Origin of the sequence: Thermosulfuriphilus ammonigenes (genome assembly GCF_011207455.1) — a bacterium.
Taxonomy (GTDB): Bacteria; Desulfobacterota; Thermodesulfobacteria; order Thermodesulfobacteriales; family ST65; genus Thermosulfuriphilus; species Thermosulfuriphilus ammonigenes.
Genome location: NZ_CP048877.1, coordinates 1937004 through 1958783 on the forward strand (window position 1 = coordinate 1937004; position 21780 = coordinate 1958783).

The window sequence follows — 21780 nt, forward strand, 5'->3', positions numbered from 1 at the left end:
GTCTATAGCACACGTCTGTTTCTGAACTTCAGAGGATCAAAACCGTGAGCGATGGGATATCTTCGACCATATCCAAAGGCCTTGGCCGTTATTTTAAGCCCCGGGGCGGCTTGCCAGCGTTTGTATTCGGCGCGGTAGATCATCTTCAGGGTCTGTTCAAGGCTCTCTGGAGGAAGACCGGAGGCAAGGAGGTCTTCAGGACTCTTAAGTTCCTCTACATAGCCCTTAACTAAGGTATCAAGAAGGATATAGGCCGGCAGATCATCTTCGTCTTTCTGGTTCGGCTTAAGCTCTGCTGAAGGGGCCTTAATGAAGACCCGCTCAGGGATGATCTTCTTCCCATGCTGGGCGTTAATTAGGCGACCAAGCTTATAGACCATGAGCTTTGGAACATCAGCCAGGACCGAGAGAGCCCCACACATATCTCCATAGAGGGTGCAGTAGCCTACAGCAAATTCGGCCTTATTACCAGTACAGAGGACCAGCCCTCGATACTGGTTGGCCAGGGCCATAAGAAGGTTGCCCCGGATACGGGCTTGGATATTCTGATCGGTGATATCTCCCGGGGGCTCTCCAAGGGCCCCCTCTAAGCAGACCCGATACTCCTGATAAATCCGGGTGATAGCAATGGTCTTGGTTTGAATTCCCAGGGCCGTGGCCAAGGCCTGGGCATCTTCCATAGAGGCCCTGGAAGTATATGGTGAGGGCATAAGGACTCCTAAGACTCCCTCTGCCCCCAAGGCTCTGACGGCCAGGGCGGCAGTGACCGAGGAGTCTATACCCCCTGAAAGACCAACTACCGCCAGAGAGAAGCCTGTCTTGGAGAAATAATCCCTGATCCCCAGGGTAAGGGCCTCAAGGGCCTCTTCATCGTCTCTTTCAAAGTAAGGGGCCATAGGGCCTTTCTCTGCGGCAAGATCGAAGATCAGAAGGTCTTCCTTGAAGCTGGCCGCCCGGGCCAACACCTTTCCTTTATCGGCGACTAGGGAATGTCCATCAAAGATGAGATGATCATCGGCTCCAACCTGATTGCAATAGAGAAAGGGCCGCTGATACTTGGCCGAAAGGTGACAAAGGAGCCGTTCCCTCAGATGCCCCTTTCCCAGGTAAAATGGGGAGGCGGAGATGTTAACCACTATCTTTGCCCCGGTGGCAACCAGCTCGGCCACTGGATCTAAGTCGTAAAGGGGCGAGGGAAAAAAGTCGGCATCGTTCCAAATATCTTCGCAGATGGAAAGCCCAAAGGGGATTCCCCCTATTTCTGTCACGGTGGCTGTTTTCCCGGGTTCAAAGTAACGGGTCTCATCAAAGACATCATAGGTGGGAAGGAGACGCTTGTAAGCCCGGGCCAGAACTTTTCCGTCTTGAGCAACCAAGGTGGCATTGCGGAGGGGCTTTCCCCCTTTTTCTCTTACCAGATCAACAAAGCCACAAATCAGGGTTATGCCCTTTGTGGCCTTAACAAGGGCCTCTGTGGCCTCCAGATTGGCAGCTACAAACTCCGGCCTCTCAAGGAGATCCCTGGGAGGATAACCACAGATGGCTAATTCGGGAAAAACCACAAGCTGACAGCCTCGATCCCGAGCCTCTTCGGCCATTCGGATCATCTTGGCCAGGTTGGCCGAGAAAGCACCAATCGTAGGATTTATTTGGGCCAAGGCGATCTTCATCTTGATGGGCTGGCATTTTAAGTCAAATGCGAGATAAATAAAACCCATTATCTTAACTTGACGCTACCCGGGGCCTCTTATATCCTGCCTTCAGCAGGAGGTAACTACTGTGTCTTGTGAAGAAACTGTCACCTTCACTGACCGGGTGAAAATGGCCAGTCAGCCCCTTCTCTTGCCCCTGGCCAGGCTTTTCTACCGGCTTGGTATCCGTCCCAACACCGTCAGCCTCTTGGGATTCTTGGGCTGTGTCCTGGTGGGGGTGCTTATTGGAATGGGTAAGCTTTTTGGGGCTGGCCTGGCCCTTTCTCTCTTTGGCCCTCTGGACGCCGTGGATGGGCTTTTGGCCAGAACCACCTCCCAGCGGACCAAGTTTGGAGCCTTTCTTGATTCCACCCTGGATCGTTTCGCGGAGGTGGCTATTTTTACCGGCTTTTTGGTTCACTTTCACCACCGAGGCCTTCTCTGGGCCCAGGTAGCCACAATTCTGGCCCTCTCGGGCTCTCTCCTTGTTAGTTACACCCGGGCCCGGGCCGAGGCCCTGGGGGTGGATTGCCGGGTGGGACTATTTACCCGTTTTGAACGTCTTCTGGCCATTGTGGTCGGGCTTTTCCTGGGGCTTGAGGTTCCGGTAGTGGTTTTAATAGCTGTTTTGGCTAACATCACCGCCCTTCAGCGCATCCTTCATGTCCGCAAGGCCCTCCGTGGTAAGACCTTCTGAGGCCGGCATCCTTTTCGTAGTAGCTACCCCTTTAGGAAACCTCAAGGATATTACTCTTCGAGCCCTTGAGGTCTTAAAGTCTGCGGATCTTATCGCCTCTGAGGATACTCGGACCACCAGAAAGCTTCTCAGTACCTACGGCATTAAAACCAAACTGATAAGCCTTCATGAGCACAATGAAAAGCGTCGCACCCCGGAGATTATCTCTCGTCTTAAGTCTGGCTGGCGGGTGGCCCTGGTCTCTGAGGCCGGCACCCCGGGGATCTCTGATCCCGGGGCTTACCTGGTGCGCCAGGCCCGGGCGGCCGGGATTCAGGTAATCCCTGTCCCCGGGCCTTCGGCTCCCATAGCGGCCTTAAGTGTTTCTGGTATAAGGGCCGAGGCCTTTGTCTTTCTGGGATTCCTCCCCCAGAGTCTTTCTAAAAAAACAGAGATTTTCTCTACTTTGCGTTATCAGCAGCTTCCGGTGGTCTTTTTTGAATCTCCCCGGCGCATTAAAGAGAGCCTTCAGGTGGCGGTCAGGATCCTTGGTGATCGAGAGGCCTTTTTGGCCCGGGAGATGACCAAAGTTCATGAGGAATATTATCTGGGGTCGCTTAAACAGCTCACAGAAATGATTTCAGAAAGGGAGGCCCGGGGTGAGTTTGTGGTGGTTATCTCGGGGGCCAAGGCCGAAGTCGGGCAAATAGATCTATCTGATCTAATTTGTCAACTCCTCGAAGATGGTCTTCCTGCCGGAGAGGTGGCCCGGGTTTTGGCCCGGGATCTTGGACTTTCCCGCAAAGAACTGTATAAGAAGATCATCTCTATCAAGAGAGGGGATGATGGCTGAGCTGAGATTGCTTATCAGTCCGGAGGAGATTGCTACCCGGGTGGCCGAACTGGGAGAGGAGATCTCTCGAGACCACAGTGGTCATCCCCTGGTGCTAGTAGGCATTTTGAAGGGGGCCTTTATCTTTATGGCCGATCTCTGTCGGGCCATAAAGATTCCTCACGAGATAGATTTTGTCCGGCTGGCCAGTTACGGATCAGGGACAACCTCGGGGGAGATAACCATCACCAAAGATATAGAACTTCCGGTGGCCGGTAAAGAAGTTATCGTTGTCGAGGATATTATCGATACCGGCCGAACCCTTCTTTATTTGGAAGATGTCATCAAACTCCATCGGCCGGCAGTGGTTAAACGCTGTTGCCTCATCGATAAACCGGAGCGGCGCCAAGTAGATATCTTTATAGACTATGTCGGTTTTCATGTTCCCCGCGGATTTCTGGTGGGTTATGGTCTCGACTATGCCGAAAGATATCGCCATCTTCCCGGAATTTATGAGGTCTTAGGGGTCTGAAGTGGGTAAAAAAGAATTTATAATCAACTACTTCAAAAAGAGTCCTTGGTACCTTTGGGTTATTCGTCTGGCAATAGCTATCATTTTCTTCTATTATCTCATCTATCCTCGCTTAAGATAGTCAGGTTATCTATTAGTGGTTATGGCCAAAATGGCCAGGTTTTTTAGGGCCTCGGCCTTCTGGCAATCTTCGGCTCCGAAGCTCTGACCCCGGAGGCAAAGAAAGGCCCCCACAGGTTTGTCAGAGATGACCAAAGGACTGATGAGTACCTGCCTTCCGGGCCAAAGTTTTTCCAACGCTCCAGCCTCAGGGAGCTGCTCAATGCTGCCGGTCCACTCCTTGGCCAGAGAAAAGATAGTTTGGAACAAGGAGTTGTCTATTGGGATGGCCTCTCCTTTTAGGCTTTGGGCTTTGGGCCCCAGGCCATAGCGGATGATAAGTCTGCGGCGGTCAAGGCTCATAATAGATAAGGCCACAGTTTCACAGGTTAGTCCCCGACAGAGGGCCTCAGAGACCATAAGCAGAATCTCCTCATAGGTGTACTTTCGCGAGGCTAAAGAGGCGCTGATCTCCGAGATGGCCCGGAAGTAAAAGTCTCCTTCGGAGGTCTCCTGGGGGGGCTCTGGCTGTTTGGGGGAATCCAGAGAGGGTATCTCCATGGCAATCTGGGGAGAGAGCTGTTTGATGGCCTCAATGGCCTTACCAATTAGCCCCGGGGTCTCTTCGGGAGAGACCTTTAAGTTCTCCACCGCCTTCTTCAAAGAAGAAACATCACCATCTTTAATTAACTCAAAGATGGCCTGGTTCATTTGCCCCACAAAATGGGCCAAGGTCCCCGGAGTCTTGGAGCGAGGAGAGCCCTCCAGGGTATAGAGAAGGCTGGGAGGCAGAGACCAGCAATCGGCTACCTTTTCGGCCAGGCGAAAAAGCATCCTCTGAACCGAGTCAGGATGGCTGGCTTCGCGCTTCAAAAGGCGCTGGTAAGCTCCCGGGTGATAGACGGCCAAGACAATGCGAACAATCTGATAAAGGAGGCTACAGACGAACAGCTCCTCGTCTTCATAGGGGGTTTTTTCGGCCAGTTGCCGACAGATGTAGGCGCAGAGGTAGGACTGGCTGAGGAGCTTAAGGATCTTTTCGCGTCGGGATGTCGGGGTCTCCCTCATAACTGTCTCAAAGAGACTGGTGGCCAGGGCAATCTCTTTGATGGGATTTAGCCCCAGATAAACAATGGCTCGAGAGACAGTGGTGATTTCAGTGCCGCTGGGGTTATAAAAGGCGGAGTTGGCCATGCGGATGACCTTGCTGGTCAGTCCGTAGTCTTTGAGGATCAGGGCGGCCAGTTCCTGGGCAGAGAGGTCGTTTTCCGGCCCGAGATTGGCAATGGTCTCAACAGTTTCGGAAAACCCGGGCAAATCGGCGGTTTCACAGATGTTTTCTGACAGTTTGCGGATTTCTTCCCAGGAGATGGTCTCGGTCATAGGCTTTCTTTTGGGCAAAAAATGGCCTTTTGTTCTCTTCTCGGAACTCTTGAACCTTTGCTAAACTTAGAATTCATGGACAAACGAGAGATCAAACGTCTGGAAAAGCTGGTCTTCTATGCCCTGGCCCATCGGCCAGATGAGTTTGCCCTGTTCCCGGATGAAGAAGGCTTTTATTCGATTAAGGAGTTGGCCCAGGCCATAGCAGAGGAGCCCGGATGGGGACATGTGCGTCAGAAGACCTTAAGAGACCTTTTTGTCTTCTGGTGTCCAGAGCGTTTTGAGTTTCTGGAGGAGAGGGTGCGGGCTCGGGCTGAGAAAGACCTTCCTGAGCCTAGTCTGGTTGATCCCCCTCCTGTCCTTTACGCCGTCATCAGGGAACGGGCCTGGCCTCACGTTTCTAAACGGGGGCTTTCTCCGGCCAAGGGCCGCTTTGTCAGGCTGTACGCCTCTCGAGATCTGGCGGAGAGGGCTAAAAGGAGATTGGGGCCAAGGGCGATCATCCTTGAGGTTCAGGCCAGGGAGGCTGCGGCTTCAGGACTGCCATTTTGGGTCCTCAAGGAGCTGGTCTATCTGTGCGAATGGATCGATCCCCAATTTCTTAAAGGCCCTCCTCTTACCCCGGAGATGCTTGAAGCCCAGAGGAAAAGACGCCAAAAGAAAGAGAAGAAGGAAGAGAAGGCCTCTCTGGGACCTCCTGCGGCCCACCTTTTACCAGGGTCCACCACTCTTAGGCCCCCGGTTGAGAAGCGAAAAGGCAAAAAGAAAGATCCTTCCTGGAAGCAGGAGCGCCGCCGGCGTCGAAGGCGTCCTTAAAGGCGTTTCCCCCAGACGGCAAAGACTGGATCGGCTTCCCGTCTTTGGGGAAAAAGAGGATCATGGGCCGGCCGGGGAAAACCTCGGGCCGAATAGGTCTCCAGGTGTCCGAAGGAGCCACTCTCAAGGAGGATCTCTGTGGCATAACCCATCCGTTCAAAAGGGTGGAGGTCTATCCAGAGTTCCGTGGCTCGGGAGGGAAGGTAGCGGTCGGTAAAGGTCATGATGAACACCCCTTTGGGTTTTAAGACTCGGGCTACCTCCCAGGCCAGGGCAAAGGGCCGGAGAAGATAGGGTAGGGTGAGGTTGATGACAGCGGCAGCAAAACTTCCATCCTTAAAAGGAAGTCTGGGGTCTTCGTTTAGGTCCTGGATGATTCTCTCCTCTCCCCCGGGTTTGACTTGGGGCTGGCAGGGCGAGAGGGTCACGACGGGGTAGCCAGGGGGAACAAGACTTTGACCGGGGCAGAAAAGTTCAAGAACAGGTCCGGGAGGAAGAACCTTTTCAAGGAGTTCCCTGATCAGGCTGGCGGCTTTTTGGTCTATGGGAGTGGAGACTCCCGGACGGGAATAGAACTGACAGTCTGGGGTGGGATCGGTTCGTCTTTGGGCCTTAGGGCCGCCAAAATCTGTGGGTAGGTCCTTCCAGCGGGCCTGAATCCCCGGGCCATCTAAAAGAATTTCTATCCAGTCTCGAACCCGGCCTCCCCGTTCCTCGCCTCGAGAGACCACCTCTAAGACCTCTATTTCTAGTTTCAGTTCCCGATCGGCCAAAGGGTGGTTTAAGTCAAGAACCATTACATCCTCGGTGAGCTTTATAATCCTTGTGGGCCGAATATCGGCTCCAAAGAAACCGATCAGGTTAAAAACCCCTCGAGGATAGAAACGCCCCAGGCGGGGTCTGTCCCCTACCTGATGCTCCTTAAACCTTTTAGGTGAGGCCTTGCGGATCTCGGCTTCGTCTCGTTTGGGAACCAGGCTTCCTGGGGGGAAGCTAAAATGAAGGCGATCTCCAGCTTTGGCCTCGGTCAGGGCTTGGGCCACCTCCTGAGGCCAGAGATCACGCCAAAGGTTGGCCTTAACAAGGTAGCGCTCCTCATGTGTGGCGTATTCACTCTGCCAGTAAAGATGACAGTCCAGATACTGGATGGTCTTTATGGGCATGCTCACCTCGCCTGTTAAATTTTCTTTAAAATACCAGCTTCAGAGAGGCCTCACCATCTGCCAATCTTGGGGGCTTTCCCTGGAGTTAGAGGGCCATTAGGATAGATGGCCATGTGGTTCTTCTGGGCACTGTCCACCGCCTTGGCGGCCTCGGGTTCAGATTTTTTTACCAAGAAATACCTTAGCCACCTCTCTACAATGGAGATGGCCCTGGCCCGAGCTACTGGCCCCCTGATCTTTTTGGGGCCGGTTCTTTGTCTGCTTGAACCACCTCCTCTTGATGCCGTTTTTTTTAAGACTGTGGCCATCCTTTTGCCTTTAGAGACAGTGGCCCTGTTGCTTTATATGAAGGCCCTAAGGATATCGCCTCTTTCCCTTACGGTGCCCTTTCTCTCTTTCACGCCGGCCTTTATGATCCTTACCGGGGCTCTCATCCTGGGGGAGACTCTTACCTCCTGGGGAGTGACTGGCATATTACTCATTGTCTTGGGAAGTTATCTGCTTAACCTGGGGGAGATAAAAAATGGACTTTTGGCCCCTTTTCGGGCTATCTGGCGAGAGAAGGGCTCACTTTTGATGATCTTGGTGGCGGCTATTTACGCCATTAATTCCGTTTTGGGCAAGCTGGCTGTTATCCACTCAGATCCCCTTTTCTTTGCTGTTTTTTATTTTTTTGTTCACGGTCTCTTTAGTGCCCTGGTCCTGGGGGTCATTTTCCGGGTAAAGTTCTCCAGGGTCTTTGGGACCTGGCGGGGGTGGCTGCTGGTGGGGGGAAGCCAATCAGCAATGGTTGTCTGTCACATGACGGCCATCAGTATGGTGGAAGCCGCCTATATGATTGCTGTCAAGCGGTTGAGCCTTCTCTTTAGCGTCCTCTGGGGGGGCCTATTCTTCAAGGAAGAAGCCATGGCCTCCAGGTTGGCTGGAGCGGGTCTGATGGTTTTGGGGGTGGCTATGATCGTCCTTCTGGGGAGTAGCTGATGGGAGGGACGGGAGAGGAAATCGCCCGGTCGGCAAGCAAGGTGAGCCTGGCCGTGCTGGCCAGTCGAATTTTGGGGCTGGTCCGAGAGCAGGTTCTGGCTGGCTTTTTCGGGGCCGGCACTGCTATGGACGCCTATGTGGTGGCCTACCGTATCCCTAATCTTCTGCGGGATTTGTTTGCCGAAGGGGCCTTGTCCTCGGCCTTCGTCAGTGTGTTTAGTGCCTACGATCAAAAATATGGGGCCCAAAGAACCTATCGTCTGGCTGATTCGGTCTTAGGGGCCCTTTCTCTGTTGCTCTTTTTTATCATTTCTTTAGGGATAATCTTTGCTCCCCATTTGGTACGCCTTATGGCCCCGGATTTTTCCTCTGTCCCCGGGAAGGTAAACCTTACCGTTAGCCTGACCCGAATCATGTTCCCCTTTCTTTGGTTGGTTTCTCTCTCGGCAGTCTTTATGGGAATCCTCAACACCAAGGGGGTCTTCTTTCTTCCCTCTCTGTCTTCAGCCTTTTTCAATGCCGGCTCCATTGCTTCGGGGGTGGCTTTGGCTGTTTTTTTAGGGCATCTGGGTTATCCTCCTATTTTGGGTATGGCTATAGGGATTCTTTTGGGGGGAGTCCTTCAGGCTGGAGTCCAGCTCTGGCCGCTGTCCCGCCTAGGTTATCTTCCCCGGCCAAGGCTTGATCTCCACGAACCCGGGCTGCGAGAGGTCTTCCGGTTGATGATCCCAGCGGTGGTTGGCCTTTCGGCCACTCAGATAAATATCTTCATCAATACCTACTTTGCCGCCAGTTGCGGTGAGGGAGCTGTAGCCTGGCTTAACTATGCCTTTCGGCTTATGTATTTGCCTATAGGCCTCTTCGGCGTGGCCATCTCTATGGCCACCTTGCCGGTGGCCTCTAGGCTGGCGGCCAAACGCTCTTTTGTCGAGCTGGGCCAGACCACCTCCCAGGCCATATCCTTTATGATCAGCCTCTGCCTGCCGGCGGCGGTAGGGCTTATTTTCCTCTCCCGGCCCATTGTTCAGGTGATCTTTGAGCACGGACGCTTTCTGCGCCACGATACCTTGATGACGGCCACGGCCCTTTCCTTCTACGCCTTAGGGCTTTTGGGATACTCTGGGGTCAAGGTGGTTGTTCCCATATTTTACGCCTTAGGGCGAACCAGATGGCCGGTGGCAGCCAGTTTCCTGGCCGTAGGATTAAACGTGATCTTTATCCTGGCTACTATTGAGGCTTTGAGCTTCCGGGCCGTGGCCCTTTCTACGGCCTTGGTGATGTCAATAAACTTTCTGCTTCTTTCCTGGGTTCTCTATCGTCTAATTGGAGGGTTTCCTCTTCGGGAAATCTTTTTCTCTGCTCTCAGGGTCTGTTTGGCCTCTGCAGGGCTGGCCTTGGTCTGTCTTCTGGGAAGGGAACTGGTAGCCGGTTCTCTTTTCTGGGAGACGGTGGCCCTCATTCTTGTTATTCTTGTAGCCACTCTGACCTACTTTCTCCTTCTCTGGCTCCTTAAAGCCCCTGAAATCCAGCTTCTTCGCTCCCTCTGGAGACGATTTCTTCAGTCCTCTTGGAGGCGGACCGATAAATAAAGACACCCATGGAGACCTATCTTGAGCTTGCCAGACGCCTTCAGGAGGCGGCCGGGGCTGATGAAAGTCTTCTTGCTGAGGCGGCAAAGGCCCTGGAGACCCTTGTCAGACGCTGTCAGCAGCTGGAACAGGCTGTGGTTGTTGACGAGCTAACCGGTCTTTACAAACTCTCTTATTTCCGAACCCAGGTGGAGTCAGCTCTGGAGCAGGCCAGGCGGGGGAACTTTGCCTGTGCCCTGATCATGATGGACTTGGACTTTTTTAAGCAAATCAACGACACCTATGGCCATCTGGCGGGAAACCGGGTTCTTCAGGTGGTGGCCCGAACCATCCGTGAGAGTATCCGCAAAACAGACATCGCCGCTCGTTATGGAGGAGAAGAGTTTGCCATACTTTTGCCAGCCACGGGCCTGGAGGGAGCTGTCTCTCTTTGCCGCCGCCTTAAACGGGCTATAACTGGCCTTAGGGTGAAGGATAATGGTCGGGAGATTAAGGTTACCGCCAGTTTCGGGATTGCCGTCTTTAAGCCTCATCATCAGATAGACTGGCAGGATTTTATACGTCAGGCCGACGAGCAGCTCCTTCGGGCCAAAAAGGATGGACGCAACTGTATCCGTCATCCCGATTGGCGCTCCCTGTTTTCCTCTCAGGCCGGGGTCTCCTCGGAGGAAAGAGCACTTTTGTTCGGAGGAGAGGAATGATCATCAGCGTTACCAGCGGAAAGGGTGGTGTTGGGAAGACCAGTCTGGTGGTTAATATGGCCAAAGCGGTTGCCGATCTGGGAGGACGGGTCCTGGTGGTGGATTGTGATCTTGGGCTGGCCAATGTGGATATTCTTCTGGAGCTGGCCCCTAGCAAGAATATCCAGCACGTCATTATGGAAGGGGAAAGGCTGGAGGAGATAGTTGTCTCTGTTCCTCAGGGGTTTGACGTTCTTCCGGCATCATCCGGGGTGGCTGAGCTTACCCGCCTGGATAATGAGACCAAGGAGATCCTTCTGGAACATCTTCAGGGTCTGTGGGGAAGGTATCAGTGGGTGTTCTTTGATACGGGAGCCGGAATCGGAGACACCGTCCTCTGGTTCAACGGTCTGGCCCACCGGATTGTGGTTATCATTACCCCTGAACCCACCAGTCTGACAGACGCCTATGCCTTGATTAAAGTTCTCCACCGTCATCAAGGAAAGCAGGATTTTTGGATCATTATCAATGAGGTTAACAACCGCCGCGAAGGACAGCGTCTGTTTGAGCAGATTGGTCGGGTGGTGGATAGATTTCTGGGGGTCAAGGTTCATCTTCTGGGGGTTATTCCCCAAGACCGAAATTTCTCTCAAGCCATCAGAGAACAGAGGCTTCTTATTGAAGGATGGCCCCTCTCCCCGGCCTCTCAGGCCGTCAGGGAGATTGCCGAGGTGGTCTTCGGCTGGAGGAGCCGGCTGGGTAAGGGCCGGGGCTAAAGGTCCTTCCGTCTCAAAACTCGCTTGTCTCCCACCCTTAAAGTGACCTTCTTTTGGTCTAGGTATTCTAACAGCGGGATCATATACTTTCGACTGGTGCCGGTGAGTTCGCGAAACTGGGCAATGGACATCTCCCCATGCCTTTTGAGGAAGGCCACCGTCTTTTTTTCTACCTCTTTGAGAACCTCAGAGTGAAAGTAGAGCCCCTCTTTGAGTCGAACTAGGCGTCCTTCCTGGACCAAATAATCGAAGAGTTTAATGGCCAGCTCAGGCTGGTCTCGAAAACGGGACAGGGCCTCATCGCGATCAGGCACCTTTAGCCCCGCCCGGCGAAAGACGGCTTCGATCTTTTGTTTAAGCCTCTCTTGATCTTCGGCCAGGATAATCTGGTGACTGGCCAGTCGAAGGACTTCCTGATCCTGGACGACCTTCTTCTCCCTGACTAACTCGCTAAGAAGGCGGGCAAAGGCCCGAGAATCCAATTCGGAGGGCAGGCGGCTGCGCAGCTCTTCCTTGGATAGACCGCGCATAAGGGGATTTTTTTGGTGGAAGGCCTCAAGACGCTGGCAGATAAGGTCCTTTAACTCCTGCCAGTGCTGACCTTCTATAAGAATTTCCCGTCCTTCGGCCTCAATTAGGACAATCTTTTTTTCCTTTTTAAGGTCCCTGAGGACTTCTTCGAGCTCCTTTCCAAAGAGGGCCGTGCGAATAGAGATCTCCTTGAGACTTAATCCTTTAAGAGCTGCCTGTCGCAGATGATAGAGAACCAGTTCATGGGGGCGGCCTTCTTTAAGGAGAGAGAGTTCTTCATAGTGTCGTGGCTGGGTACGTTTTCTCTTTGGCGGAAGAGGATTGAGGATCACCCCGCCGCCGATAGTAATTACCGGAGAGTAAGAACGAATAACGTAGTGATCGCCCCGCCATACAGCTACCGGATCTTCAAGACGGATCTGGGCCAAGGCCTCCCCACCCGGCGTAACCTCTTCGCAGCCAAAAAGGACTATCCGTCCCATGACCTCGTCTGTGCCCACATGAAACCGCACTCTAGAGCCTGTCTTAAGAGGGCGTTCATTTTCAGCCAGATAACGGAGATGGAGATCAAGGAGATAGCTGGGCCTCAGACTCTCCGGTTGACAGACCACATCTCCGCGGCGGAGGGCATCTTTCTCTAGCCCCTGAAGATTAAGGGCTGTTCGCTGTCCTGCCAGGGCTTCCTTTTGATCTTCTCCATAGACTTGGATGTTTCGCACCCGGGCCGAAAGTCGTCGGGGCATTATCTCTACCTGATCTCCCACCCTGATCCGACCAGAGATGGTGGTTCCGGTGACCACGGTTCCGAAACCTTTAACGCTGAAAACTCGATCTATGGGGAGACGGAAGGGGCCACCCTCGGACCGCTCTCGAACCTTGGCCACCAGTTCTGCCAGGGTCTTCTTTAACTCTTCAAGACCCTGACCGGTGACTGCCGAAACAGCCACCATTGGTGCCCCTTCAAGAAAGGTTCCCCTGACAAAGTCTGACACATCCTCTTTTATTAACTCCAACCAGTCGTCTTCCACCAAATCGGCCTTGGTTAACACCACCAGGCCGCTTTTGACTCCCAGAAGATCACAGATAGCCAGATGTTCCCGGGTCTGGGGCATGACCCCTTCGTCAGCGGCCACTACCAGGGCGACTAAGTCAATGCCACTGGCTCCAGCCACCATGTTTTTAACAAAACGCTCATGTCCGGGCACATCGACTATCCCGATAATCTCCCCGTTAGGGAGTCTAAGATGAGCAAACCCCAGCTCTATGGTGATTCCCCGAAGCTTTTCTTCCTTCAGACGATCGGTGTCTATCCCTGTCAAGGCCTTGACCAGGGTGGTCTTGCCATGGTCAATATGGCCAGCGGTACCAAGAATGATCTTTTTCACCTGGCTCTCTCCTCCCGGAATAGTTTGAAGCAGGGTCTTATTATTATCCTGAGGGCCAGGGGGCGTAAAGGAGGCGCTATTTTCGATGGACCGTTACCTCAAATGGCGCTACGCCTTGGGGTTTTATCTCTTGTGTTTGGGGGCCTACTATGGGGCGCTTTATCTGATAAGTGCTCCTGGACCAGAGGGGGCGAAGCCCCAGATCGTCTATCTGCGTCCGGGGACTCCTTTTATTGAAGTGGCGCGAGAGCTGGAAGAACGGGGTCTTATCCGTAATCGTTATGCCTTTTTGGCCTTGGCCTACTTTCGAGGTCAAATAGACCAAATAAAGGCTGGGGAGTATGAGCTCTCAGCCAGTCAGCCAGCCGAGGTTATTCTGGATAAACTGGCTCGAGGTGAGGTTATTCAGCATATTGTTACCATCCCTGAGGGCTTTAACGTGTATCAGATCGCCCGTTTGCTGGATAAAGCCGGTCTGGCCGAAAAAAAAGAGTTTCTGACTGCCTGCCGGGATAAAAAGTTTCTTAAAAACCTGGGAATCAAGGCTGACTCCTGTGAAGGGTATCTTTTCCCTGACACTTACTATATCACCCGGGGAATGAGTGCCCGGGACATCATCAGCCAGATGGTAGAGCATTTCTGGGAAACCTGGGAAAAAAACAACTTTTCAGCCAGGGCAGAGGAGGTCGGCCTTTCGGTCCACGAAGTCATTACCCTGGCCTCTATTGTAGAAAAGGAGACTTACCTGGAGTCTGAGCGTCCTCTTATTGCCGGTGTCTTCTTTAACCGACTCAAACGGGGGATGCCTCTTCAGGCTGATCCCACGGTGAGATACGGGCTGACCAAGTTCAAACGTCGCCTCAGCCGCCGGGATCTCCGCCGGCCCAGCCCATATAATACCTACCTCAGGCCGGGTCTGCCCCCCGGGCCTATCGCCAATCCAGGTCTGTCCTCCATTCGGGCGGTGCTTTGGCCAAGCAAGACCAAGTATCTTTACTTTGTGGCCAAACCCAACGGAGGACATCACTTTTCGCGGACTCTCCGGGAACACAACCGGGCTGTGCGGCGCTACCGTCGCCGTCCTCGCCCCACTTTGTCCCACCAGAACACCCCCACCAGGGAGCTCAAAGAGGGCAAAAAAGGTAAAAAGGGGCAGAAAAAACAAGAAAAGAGACCTCCGGCCCCACCGACATCCTCTCACTGATTTTCGTCTTCAAAGTGGATAATTCCCCCTCGGTCTTCTATTTATGCTCAAGATGTGGTGCTTTCTGATGTTTAATGCACAAAATGTGGATTAATTGGTTTTTTCCTTGACGGTGGAGGAGGGCTTAACTATAGTGGCGCTGAGTGGGGCTAAGTGGGGTACAGGGGGGAGGCCAGACCGTGGCGGTGCCGAGGAGGGTCTCTTGTTTCGAGGGCGATCGGCCCATACGCTGGACACTAAAGGGCGTCTCAGTATCCCGGCGCGCTTTCGCGACGTCTTGGTGGCTAAATATGATCAACGCCTTATCATCACCAATCTTCCTTACTGCCTGGTGGCCTATCCCTATGAAGAGTGGCGACGGATAGAGGAAAGATTCAGCCAGGAGCCTCTTCAGCGTCCAGAAGTCCAGCGTTTCCTGCGATTCTTTATTGCTTCAGCCGTAGAGTGTTCCCTAGACAAGCAGGGGCGAATCCTTATCCCTCCGCACCTTCGGGAGGAAGTGGGCATAGAAAGGGATGTCATTCTGCTGGGGCTCCTTAATCGTTTTGAGATCTGGTCCAAGGAGCGCTTAGAGGAAGAACTAAAGCAGGTTAGGGACAACTTTGAACACTACAGTGAATTCGTGGCCGACATCAACAGGCTTCCGGGAGGGGCATCATGAAACTGTCATGCCGCAGGAGGCCGTCTTGGCCCTTAAGGCCTCAGAGGGAGGGCTCTTTGTCGATGGCACCCTTGGTTTGGGAGGCCATACCGAGGCCATACTTAAGGCCTCTCCGGAGGCCCGGGTCATCGCTCTGGAATGGAATCAGGCCAGCCTGGAATTGGCTCGAAGGCGTTTGGCCTCCTATGGAGATCGGGTGGTCTTTGAACTCCGAAACTTCGCCCGGGTGGATGAGGTGCTTGAGGAGCTGGGAGTCAGGGAGGTTAAGGGGATGATCCTGGACCTGGGGCTCTCCTCTTTTTTGATTGAAGGCTCTGGGAGGGGATTCAGCTTTTTAAAAGAGGAGCCCCTTGACATGCGTATGGATGAGGGTCTGAAAATCACGGCCAAGGATTTGGTAAATCGGCTCTCGGAAGCAGAGCTGGCCAAACTCATCTTTCGTTTGGGCGAGGAGCGTTTTGCCCGACGCATTGCTAAAGCCATTGTCAGGGCTCGTCAAAGACACCCTGTTGAAAACACCAAAGATCTGGCGGAGATCATCTCCCGGGCCGTCCCCTCGTGGTACCGGCATCGTCGGCGTCATCCGGCTACCAAGACCTTCCAGGCCCTCCGTCTGGCAGTGAACCGAGAGCTCGATAATCTGAACCGTTTTCTGGAAAAGGCCCCCGACTTCCTGACTTCGGGAGGAAGACTGGTGATCATCTCCTTTCATTCCCTGGAAGATCGTCTGGTAAAGCATCATTTTCGCCGGGACCCTCGTCTTAAAGTCATCAATAAAAAGCCCTTGAGGCCATCTTCAGAGGAGGTTGCTCGCAACCCCAGGGCCCGCAGTGCCAAGATGCGGGTGGCTGAAAGGGTAAGGGAGGTCGATCATGGGTAGATCAGCCACCTTGAGGATGCCTCGACGGGAGGTTTTGGGGCCCCGTCAACTTCCGCTGAGGGGAAGAGGACGGGCTAAAAAAATCGAAGTTAACTTGGCCTTGATATTGCTTGGGATGTTTTTGCTGGCCAGCGTTGCCATTTCGGCCACCATTGCCTATAAGCTTCATCAAATGAGTCAGATAGTGGCCTCTTTAGAGGCAGAATACGTAACGCTGGCCAAGCAAAGGCAAAAATTAGCCGATAAAGAGAAAAGACTACTTGATAAGAAGCGAATACTCGGTTTGGCTAAAAGATACCACGGCCTGCGAGAACCACGTCCGGGTCAGATTATCAGACTTGAATGAGGATCGGCTGGAGGATTTTGGGTGATTACCATTAGACAAAGGCCCCGGAGGAAGAAAAAGAGGGTCCTCGCTGCGGCAGCGATAGTTGTCCTTCTGCTTGCTGGACTCTTTGGCCTATTCTTCCCCCGGGTCTCTCCCGGCCGCGGTGGCGAGGAGGGGGGCAAGGTGGAAGTCTCTCCCCCCCGAGCCCTCATTGTTGATCGTAGCAGCCGTGTCCTGGCTGAAACCAGGCCGGTCTATTCCCTCTATGCCCGTCCCGTAAAGATAGATGAGCCAGAGAAGACGGCCGCTATTCTAGCCAAAGTGCTGCTTCAAAGTCCTGAGGAACTTCTTATCCGTTTTCGAACTGAAAAGAGTTTAGTTTGGCTGGCTCAGAATCTATCACCGGCTAAGGTGGCTCAAATTCGGGCCCTTTCTCTGGAAGGGCTGACTCTTTGTGAGAGCTTCCAGCGACTTTATCCCCTCAATGCCTTAGGGGCCCATGTGCTTGGATTTGTCAACGAGAAGGGAGAAGGGCTTCTGGGAGTGGAAGGTTTTTATAACGATTATCTTCTTCTCCCCGGAGAAAACTCCATTAGGCGCCGCCTGGTTCTCAACCTGGAGACATATCTTCAGTATCGCCTGGAGAAGGAGCTGGCTTATCTAAAGAAGAAGACCAAGGCTAGCCGGGCCACGGGGGTTATTATTGAGGCCCGCACTGGAGCCATTATGGCCATGGCTAGTCTGCCCACCTTTGACCCTAATCGCTTCTGGCAGGCTGCTGAGGAGGAGCTTCAGAATCTGGCTATCTCGGAAACTTTTCCCCTTAAGCCGGTATTGGATCCATTTTTAGAAATCCTGAACTCACTTGAAGATTCCGATCCCCTTCGCTTTGCCTGGGCCCTTGGTTTTGGCAATCCCACTGGTGTAGACCTGGTTGGCGAAAGATCGGGAAGCTTCCCCCCTTCGGTAACAAACCTTGGGGACCTGGGCGATATTAGAGTTACCCCCCTTCAGTTAGCGCGGGCCTATGCGGCCTTGGTCAACGGAGGCCGTCTCTGTCGTCCCTATGTGGCTAAGGAGATCGTTGAGGGCAACCGTCAACTACTCCTCAACGTTCCTGCCTGTCAGCAAGTTATCTCCCAGAAGGCACTAGAAGGCCTTAGCCCTCAGCTGGTGGCCTCCGGCTACTCTTTCGGACCCAAACAGCGTCTTTACGTGGCCGCTTCGGCCATCCCCCAAGGATCCCCTAAGCTGGTAGAGGTCCTCCTCTTTACCGAGATTAGCGATACGGCGGAGGATTTTCTGACCCGGGCGGTGCCCCGGGTAATGAAGGTCCTTTACGCTACCTATCTTCACCCGCCCAAGGCCTTCGGCCTGGCCAAAAAGGTGACGATTAAGTCCCGCTCTGACCTGGCCCCCAAGAAGAAGACCCCAAGGCTTCCCAATCTTGTAGGGCTTACCCTACGGGAGGCTGTGGAGAGGCTTCAACCCCTTGGAGTGCCATATCGTTTCCGAGGAACCGGAGTTGTTGTAGGGCAGAGCCCCAAACCAGGAACCAAGATTGAAAAGATAAAAGAATGCGAGATTATTCTCGGCCAACAAGGCTAAAAAGTCTGAAAGATCTGGTCCGGGGGCTTCCCCAGGCCAGAGTCTTGAGGCCGGAGGTGATGGTTTCGGCCATCACCGATGACTCCCGCAAGGTCGTTCCCGGGGCCCTTTTTGTGGCTATTCCCGGCAGGCGGGTGGATGGCCACCGCTTTGTCAAACAGGCCCTGGATAAGGGAGCCGTGGCCCTGGCCGTGGCGGAAGGTCGCCTCTTGGAGCAACATATTCCGGCCGGGATTCTCCTCCCGGATACCCGTCAGGCCTTAGGATACCTGGCGGCGTCCTTTTATGATCATCCCAGTGAATATCTGACCTTGGTGGCCGTCACCGGTACTAATGGCAAGACCACCCTGACGTATCTTCTAGAGCAGATCTTCTCTGAGGCTGGTTTTGCCTGCGGAGTCATCGGGACTATCGAGTATCGGGGAAGAGGGTTTCGGGATGTGGCCACCCAAACTACTCCCGGGGCAATAGAACTTCAGAGGCTTCTTGCAACCTTTAAGGAAAGGGGAGTCAAATTTGTGGCCCTTGAGGCCTCATCTCATGGTCTGGAGCAGGGCCGCCTAAATGGAACCAGGGTCTCGGCGGCTATTTTTACCAATCTCAGCCGAGATCACCTAGACTACCATGGTCATTTTGAGGCCTATTATGCGGCCAAAAAGCGGCTTTTCCTTGAGCACTTGGCTGGTCCGGCCCTGATTAACCTCGATGATCCTTACGGCCAGCGATTGGCCAAGGAGCTTTCTGGCCCGGTGATCACCTTTGGCCTTCAGAATGGAGACATTAGAGGACGAATTCTTAAGGCCGATCTCTCGGGAACCCATCTGGAAATAAGGGGGGCCTTTGGGAAGCTGCTTCTAACAAGCCCCCTTGTTGGTGCCTTTCAGGCAGAAAACCTCCTGGCAGCCTTTGCCTGCGGCCTCTCTTTGGGGCTTGAGCCTGAGGTTATTGCTGATGCCCTTTCTCGGGCCTCCGGGCCACCAGGACGTTTGGAAGCGATAAAAAATCCCTTTGGGTTTTCTGTCTTGGTTGACTATGCCCATACCCCAGAGGCCCTCTCTAGAGTTCTTGAGACTCTTCGCCAAATGACCCCTGGTCGGCTGTTGGTGGTCTTTGGTTGTGGAGGGGATCGGGATCAGGGCAAACGTCCCCTTATGGGACAGGTGGCCGGGGAGAAGGCCGACCTTGTTTTCCTTACCTCGGACAATCCTCGCTCTGAGCCCCCAGATCAGATCCTTGAGGAGATAAAGAGGGGGCTTAAAAGAACGGAGACTCCCTATCATCTGATTGTCTCCCGTCAGGAGGCCATTTATCTGGCCATCAATGAGGCTGAACCCGGAGATTGTGTTCTTATTGCCGGCAAAGGCCATGAAACCTACCAGGAGATAGCTGGTAAGCGGCGGCCATTTGATGACCGCAAGGTGGCCCGGGCTGCGCTGGCCTTCAGGGCCATGGGACAAGAAGCTCTGAAAGAGGTGGCAGGTATCTGAATGGCTGAGATGAGATTAAAAGCGGCTGAGGTGATCGAGGCCACAGGTGGTCTTCTTTTAAGCGGAGATATGGGGGTGGTCTTCTCCGGTGTGGGGACTGACTCCCGGACCATAGGTCCAGGGGAGATATTTGTGGCCTTAAAAGGACCGCGATTTGACGGCCATGACTTTGTGGCTTCGGCCATCAAGGCCGGGGCTTCAGGGGCCCTGGTGGAGGATTGGCCTCCGGGACTTAATCTCTTTGAGCTCCATAAGGCTATTACCATTATCAAGGTTCGGGATACCCTTAAGGCCCTGGGGGATCTGGCCTCGTGGTGGCGTAAGAAACTGGGGCTCATGGTCTTAGCTATTACCGGCTCCTGTGGCAAAACAACCACCAAAGACATAGCGGCAGCAATCTTTGCCTCTCAGTGGCCCACCCTTAAGACCGAGGGTAATTTTAATAACCTTATCGGCCTGCCCCTTACACTCCTCAAGGCTCGGGAGGGAGTTAAATGGGCCGTGCTGGAGATGGGGGCCAACCGTCCGGGAGAGATCGCCCGCCTCTCAGAAATTGCCTCTCCTGATATCGGTCTGGTAACCAATGTGGCCCCGGCTCATCTTGAGGGGTTTGGAAGTCTGGAAGGAGTCTATAAAGCCAAAGGAGAGCTTTATGAGGCCCTATCTGGTAAGACAGCTGTGGTCTGTCAGGACGATAAGATTCTTCACCGTTTGGCTCTCTCCCGAGCCAAAGAGGTGGTTACCTATAGTCTCTCTGATCCCACAGCTACAGTGACCGCCGAGGATATAGTTCAGGACGAAAAGGGATTGGCCTTTGTTCTTTCCCTGGGGGGAAAGAGGCTAAAGGTGCGACTTCCCCTGTGGGGCAGGCATAACGTGGTCAATGCCTTGGCCGCCTCTTCCTGTGCCTTAGCGGCCGGAATTCCGGCCGAAATCATAGCCCGGGGGCTTGCTGAGGTAGAGGGTAGAACCGGCCGTTTTTATCCTGTAGCTCTTGCCAGTGGGGCCGTCCTCATCGACGATACTTATAACGCCAACCCGGCCTCGGTGGCCGCCGGGCTGAGTGCCGCTCGGGAGCTGGCTAACGGTCGTCCCCTGGTGGTGGTGTTTGCCGATATGTTGGAGCTTGGAGAGGCCTCTTCCCAGCTCCATTGCCAAATAGCCGAAGAGATCTATCGGGTAAAACCCTCCCTTCTTCTTACCTATGGAGAGTTTGCCTCACACACGAGCCAGAGGGCCCAAGAGCTTGGGCTCCGGACCGAGCATCTAAACACCAAAGAGAAACTCTTTCGGACCCTGGCGGAGGCCCTTAAAAGGTGGCCTGAGGCCGTCATTCTGGTAAAAGGCTCCCGTTCTATGGGGCTTGATGAACTCTGTATCCGACTCCGGGAGGGGGGCTAGATGCTTTATCATCTTCTTTATCCCCTCCATGAGTGGTTTGGGCCTTTTAATGTCTTCCGTTACATCACCTTTCGGACCATTTACGCCACCATTACGGCCATATTCATTTCCTTTGCCCTTATGCCTTGGTTTATCGCCAAGATTAAGGCCTGGCGGATAGGCCAGATAATCCGCGAGGAGGGGCCTCAGTCCCATCAGGTCAAAAGCGGCACTCCGACTATGGGAGGGGTAGTTATTATTGCCGCCGTGACCATTTCTACCCTTCTTTGGGCCAATCTTACCAATGGCTATGTTTGGTTGGCCCTTTTTGCCCTTCTGGCCTTCGGGGCCATCGGTCTTTATGATGACTGGCGTAAAGTCTCTGGTCGGCGAAATCTGGGGCTCACCGGTCGGGTCAAGCTTTTATTTCAAGGATTGGCGGCCCTGGCCATAGGGGGGCATCTCTATTACCATGGTTTTGACACCACTTTGGCGGTCCCTTTCTTTAAGGGATTTCGGCCGGAACTCGGGGTTTTTTACCTCGCCTTTGTTCTCTTAGTTATTGTAGGGGCCTCTAACGCTGTAAACTTGACCGATGGGTTAGATGGGCTGGCCATCGGGCCCTACATTATTTCGGCAGCCACCTATCTGCTTTTTGCCTATCTTGCCGGCCATGCCCGTCTGGCGGCTTATCTGCAGATCCCTTATGTGCCTGGAGCCGGGGAGCTGGCTATATTCTGCGGGGCCCTGGTAGGGGCTGGTCTAGGGTTCCTGTGGTACAATGCCTACCCGGCTGAAATCTTTATGGGAGACGTCGGGGCACTGTCGCTGGGGGGAGCCCTGGGAACAGTAGCTGTTTTGGTCAAGCAAGAAATCCTCTTAGCCATAGTGGGGGGGGTTTTTGTTGCTGAAGCCCTTTCAGTAATGCTTCAAGTAGCCTCTTTTCGTCTTACCGGTCGGCGGATCTTTAAAATGGCTCCGCTGCATCATCATTTTGAGCTGAAAGGCTGGCCAGAACCAAAGGTTATTGTTCGTTTCTGGATAGTTTCGGTCATTTTGGGAATGGCGGCGATCAGCACCCTTAAATTGAGGTGAAGA

Annotated in this window: 20 protein-coding genes; 16 read left to right on the forward strand and 4 right to left on the reverse strand. The window is 53.6% G+C overall.

What is annotated here, in order from left to right; translation table 11 throughout:
• Window positions 1–2: 2 nt before the first annotated feature.
• Window positions 3–1670, reverse strand: coding sequence for an NAD+ synthase (locus G4V39_RS09480; protein ID WP_166032701.1), 1668 nt, complete (start codon window positions 1668–1670; stop codon window positions 3–5).
• Window positions 1671–1779: 109 nt separating this feature from the next.
• Here G4V39_RS09480 and G4V39_RS09485 point away from each other — a divergent pair, with 109 nt between their 5' ends.
• The 3 genes from G4V39_RS09485 to hpt are packed head-to-tail and all read left to right on the forward strand — an operon-like array spanning window position 1780 to window position 3731.
• Entirely contained in the window at window positions 1780–2388 is a 609-nt protein-coding gene (locus G4V39_RS09485) for a CDP-alcohol phosphatidyltransferase family protein (RefSeq protein WP_166032702.1), read from the forward strand.
• Window positions 2354–3220 carry a 16S rRNA (cytidine(1402)-2'-O)-methyltransferase gene (rsmI, locus tag G4V39_RS09490; protein ID WP_166032703.1) on the forward strand — a complete coding sequence of 289 codons (867 nt, stop codon included), beginning with the start codon at window positions 2354–2356 and terminating at the stop codon, window positions 3218–3220. Before G4V39_RS09485 ends, rsmI begins: the two co-directional genes overlap by 35 nt.
• On the forward strand, window positions 3210–3731 hold the full coding sequence (gene hpt / locus G4V39_RS09495; protein ID WP_166032704.1) for a hypoxanthine phosphoribosyltransferase: 522 nt from the start codon (window positions 3210–3212) through the stop codon (window positions 3729–3731). The genes rsmI and hpt overlap by 11 nt, the downstream gene beginning before the upstream one ends.
• 126 nt (window positions 3732–3857) lie before the next feature.
• Here hpt and G4V39_RS09500 read toward each other — a convergent pair whose 3' ends face one another.
• Window positions 3858–5213, reverse strand: a complete 1356-nt coding sequence (locus G4V39_RS09500; protein WP_166032705.1) for an HDOD domain-containing protein — start codon at window positions 5211–5213, stop codon at window positions 3858–3860.
• A gap of 75 nt (window positions 5214–5288) precedes the next feature.
• On the opposite strand from G4V39_RS09500, the gene G4V39_RS09505 reads away from it, so the two are divergent.
• On the forward strand, window positions 5289–6029 hold the full coding sequence (locus G4V39_RS09505) for an RNA 2'-phosphotransferase (RefSeq protein WP_166032706.1): 741 nt from the start codon (window positions 5289–5291) through the stop codon (window positions 6027–6029).
• Here G4V39_RS09505 and G4V39_RS09510 read toward each other — a convergent pair.
• Window positions 6026–7192: a methyltransferase domain-containing protein gene (locus G4V39_RS09510; protein WP_166032707.1), complete on the reverse strand. Its 1167-nt coding sequence runs from the start codon at window positions 7190–7192 to the stop codon at window positions 6026–6028. The genes G4V39_RS09505 and G4V39_RS09510 overlap by 4 nt on opposite strands.
• A gap of 105 nt (window positions 7193–7297) precedes the next feature.
• Between G4V39_RS09510 and G4V39_RS09515 the strand changes: the two genes are divergently transcribed.
• From G4V39_RS09515 to G4V39_RS09530, 4 genes are read left to right on the forward strand one after another with little or no spacing between them, the layout of a single operon-like run.
• Window positions 7298–8173, forward strand: a complete 876-nt coding sequence (locus tag G4V39_RS09515) for a DMT family transporter (protein ID WP_166032708.1) — start codon at window positions 7298–7300, stop codon at window positions 8171–8173.
• Complete coding sequence (gene murJ / locus G4V39_RS09520) at window positions 8173–9762, forward strand: murein biosynthesis integral membrane protein MurJ (protein WP_166032709.1); 1590 nt, start codon at window positions 8173–8175, stop codon at window positions 9760–9762. Before G4V39_RS09515 ends, murJ begins: the two co-directional genes overlap by 1 nt.
• An 8-nt stretch (window positions 9763–9770) precedes the next feature.
• Entirely contained in the window at window positions 9771–10463 is a 693-nt protein-coding gene (locus G4V39_RS09525; RefSeq protein WP_166032710.1) for a GGDEF domain-containing protein, read from the forward strand.
• Window positions 10460–11218, forward strand: coding sequence for a MinD/ParA family protein (locus G4V39_RS09530; protein ID WP_166032711.1), 759 nt, complete (start codon window positions 10460–10462; stop codon window positions 11216–11218). Before G4V39_RS09525 ends, G4V39_RS09530 begins: the two co-directional genes overlap by 4 nt.
• Here the strand turns inward: G4V39_RS09530 and selB are convergent.
• Window positions 11215–13134, reverse strand: coding sequence for a selenocysteine-specific translation elongation factor (gene selB, locus G4V39_RS09535; RefSeq protein ID WP_166032712.1), 1920 nt, complete (start codon window positions 13132–13134; stop codon window positions 11215–11217). The genes G4V39_RS09530 and selB overlap by 4 nt on opposite strands.
• 85 nt (window positions 13135–13219) lie before the next feature.
• Here selB and mltG point away from each other — a divergent pair, with 85 nt between their 5' ends.
• The 8 genes from mltG to mraY all read left to right on the forward strand — a co-directional run bounded on the left by mltG (window position 13220) and on the right by mraY (window position 21777).
• A complete protein-coding gene (gene mltG, locus G4V39_RS09540; protein WP_166032713.1) occupies window positions 13220–14338 on the forward strand; it encodes an endolytic transglycosylase MltG in 1119 nt (372 codons plus the stop codon).
• Window positions 14339–14540: 202 nt separating this feature from the next.
• Window positions 14541–14999: a division/cell wall cluster transcriptional repressor MraZ gene (gene mraZ / locus G4V39_RS09545; protein ID WP_166032714.1), complete on the forward strand. Its 459-nt coding sequence runs from the start codon at window positions 14541–14543 to the stop codon at window positions 14997–14999.
• Window positions 15000–15006: 7 nt separating this feature from the next.
• A complete protein-coding gene (rsmH, locus tag G4V39_RS09550; protein ID WP_166032715.1) occupies window positions 15007–15879 on the forward strand; it encodes a 16S rRNA (cytosine(1402)-N(4))-methyltransferase RsmH in 873 nt (290 codons plus the stop codon).
• Entirely contained in the window at window positions 15872–16225 is a 354-nt protein-coding gene (locus G4V39_RS09555; RefSeq protein WP_166032716.1) for a hypothetical protein, read from the forward strand. The genes rsmH and G4V39_RS09555 overlap by 8 nt, the downstream gene beginning before the upstream one ends.
• Before the next feature lie 21 nt (window positions 16226–16246).
• A complete protein-coding gene (locus tag G4V39_RS09560; protein ID WP_166032717.1) occupies window positions 16247–17815 on the forward strand; it encodes a penicillin-binding transpeptidase domain-containing protein in 1569 nt (522 codons plus the stop codon).
• On the forward strand, window positions 17785–19302 hold the full coding sequence (locus G4V39_RS09565) for a UDP-N-acetylmuramoyl-L-alanyl-D-glutamate--2,6-diaminopimelate ligase (RefSeq protein ID WP_166032718.1): 1518 nt from the start codon (window positions 17785–17787) through the stop codon (window positions 19300–19302). The genes G4V39_RS09560 and G4V39_RS09565 overlap by 31 nt, the downstream gene beginning before the upstream one ends.
• Window positions 19303–20703 (forward strand): UDP-N-acetylmuramoyl-tripeptide--D-alanyl-D-alanine ligase, encoded by a 1401-nt coding sequence (locus G4V39_RS09570; protein ID WP_166032719.1) that lies wholly within the window; start codon window positions 19303–19305, stop codon window positions 20701–20703.
• Entirely contained in the window at window positions 20704–21777 is a 1074-nt protein-coding gene (gene mraY, locus G4V39_RS09575) for a phospho-N-acetylmuramoyl-pentapeptide-transferase (protein WP_166032720.1), read from the forward strand. It begins immediately after the preceding gene.
• The last annotated feature ends 3 nt before the right edge of the window (window positions 21778–21780 follow it).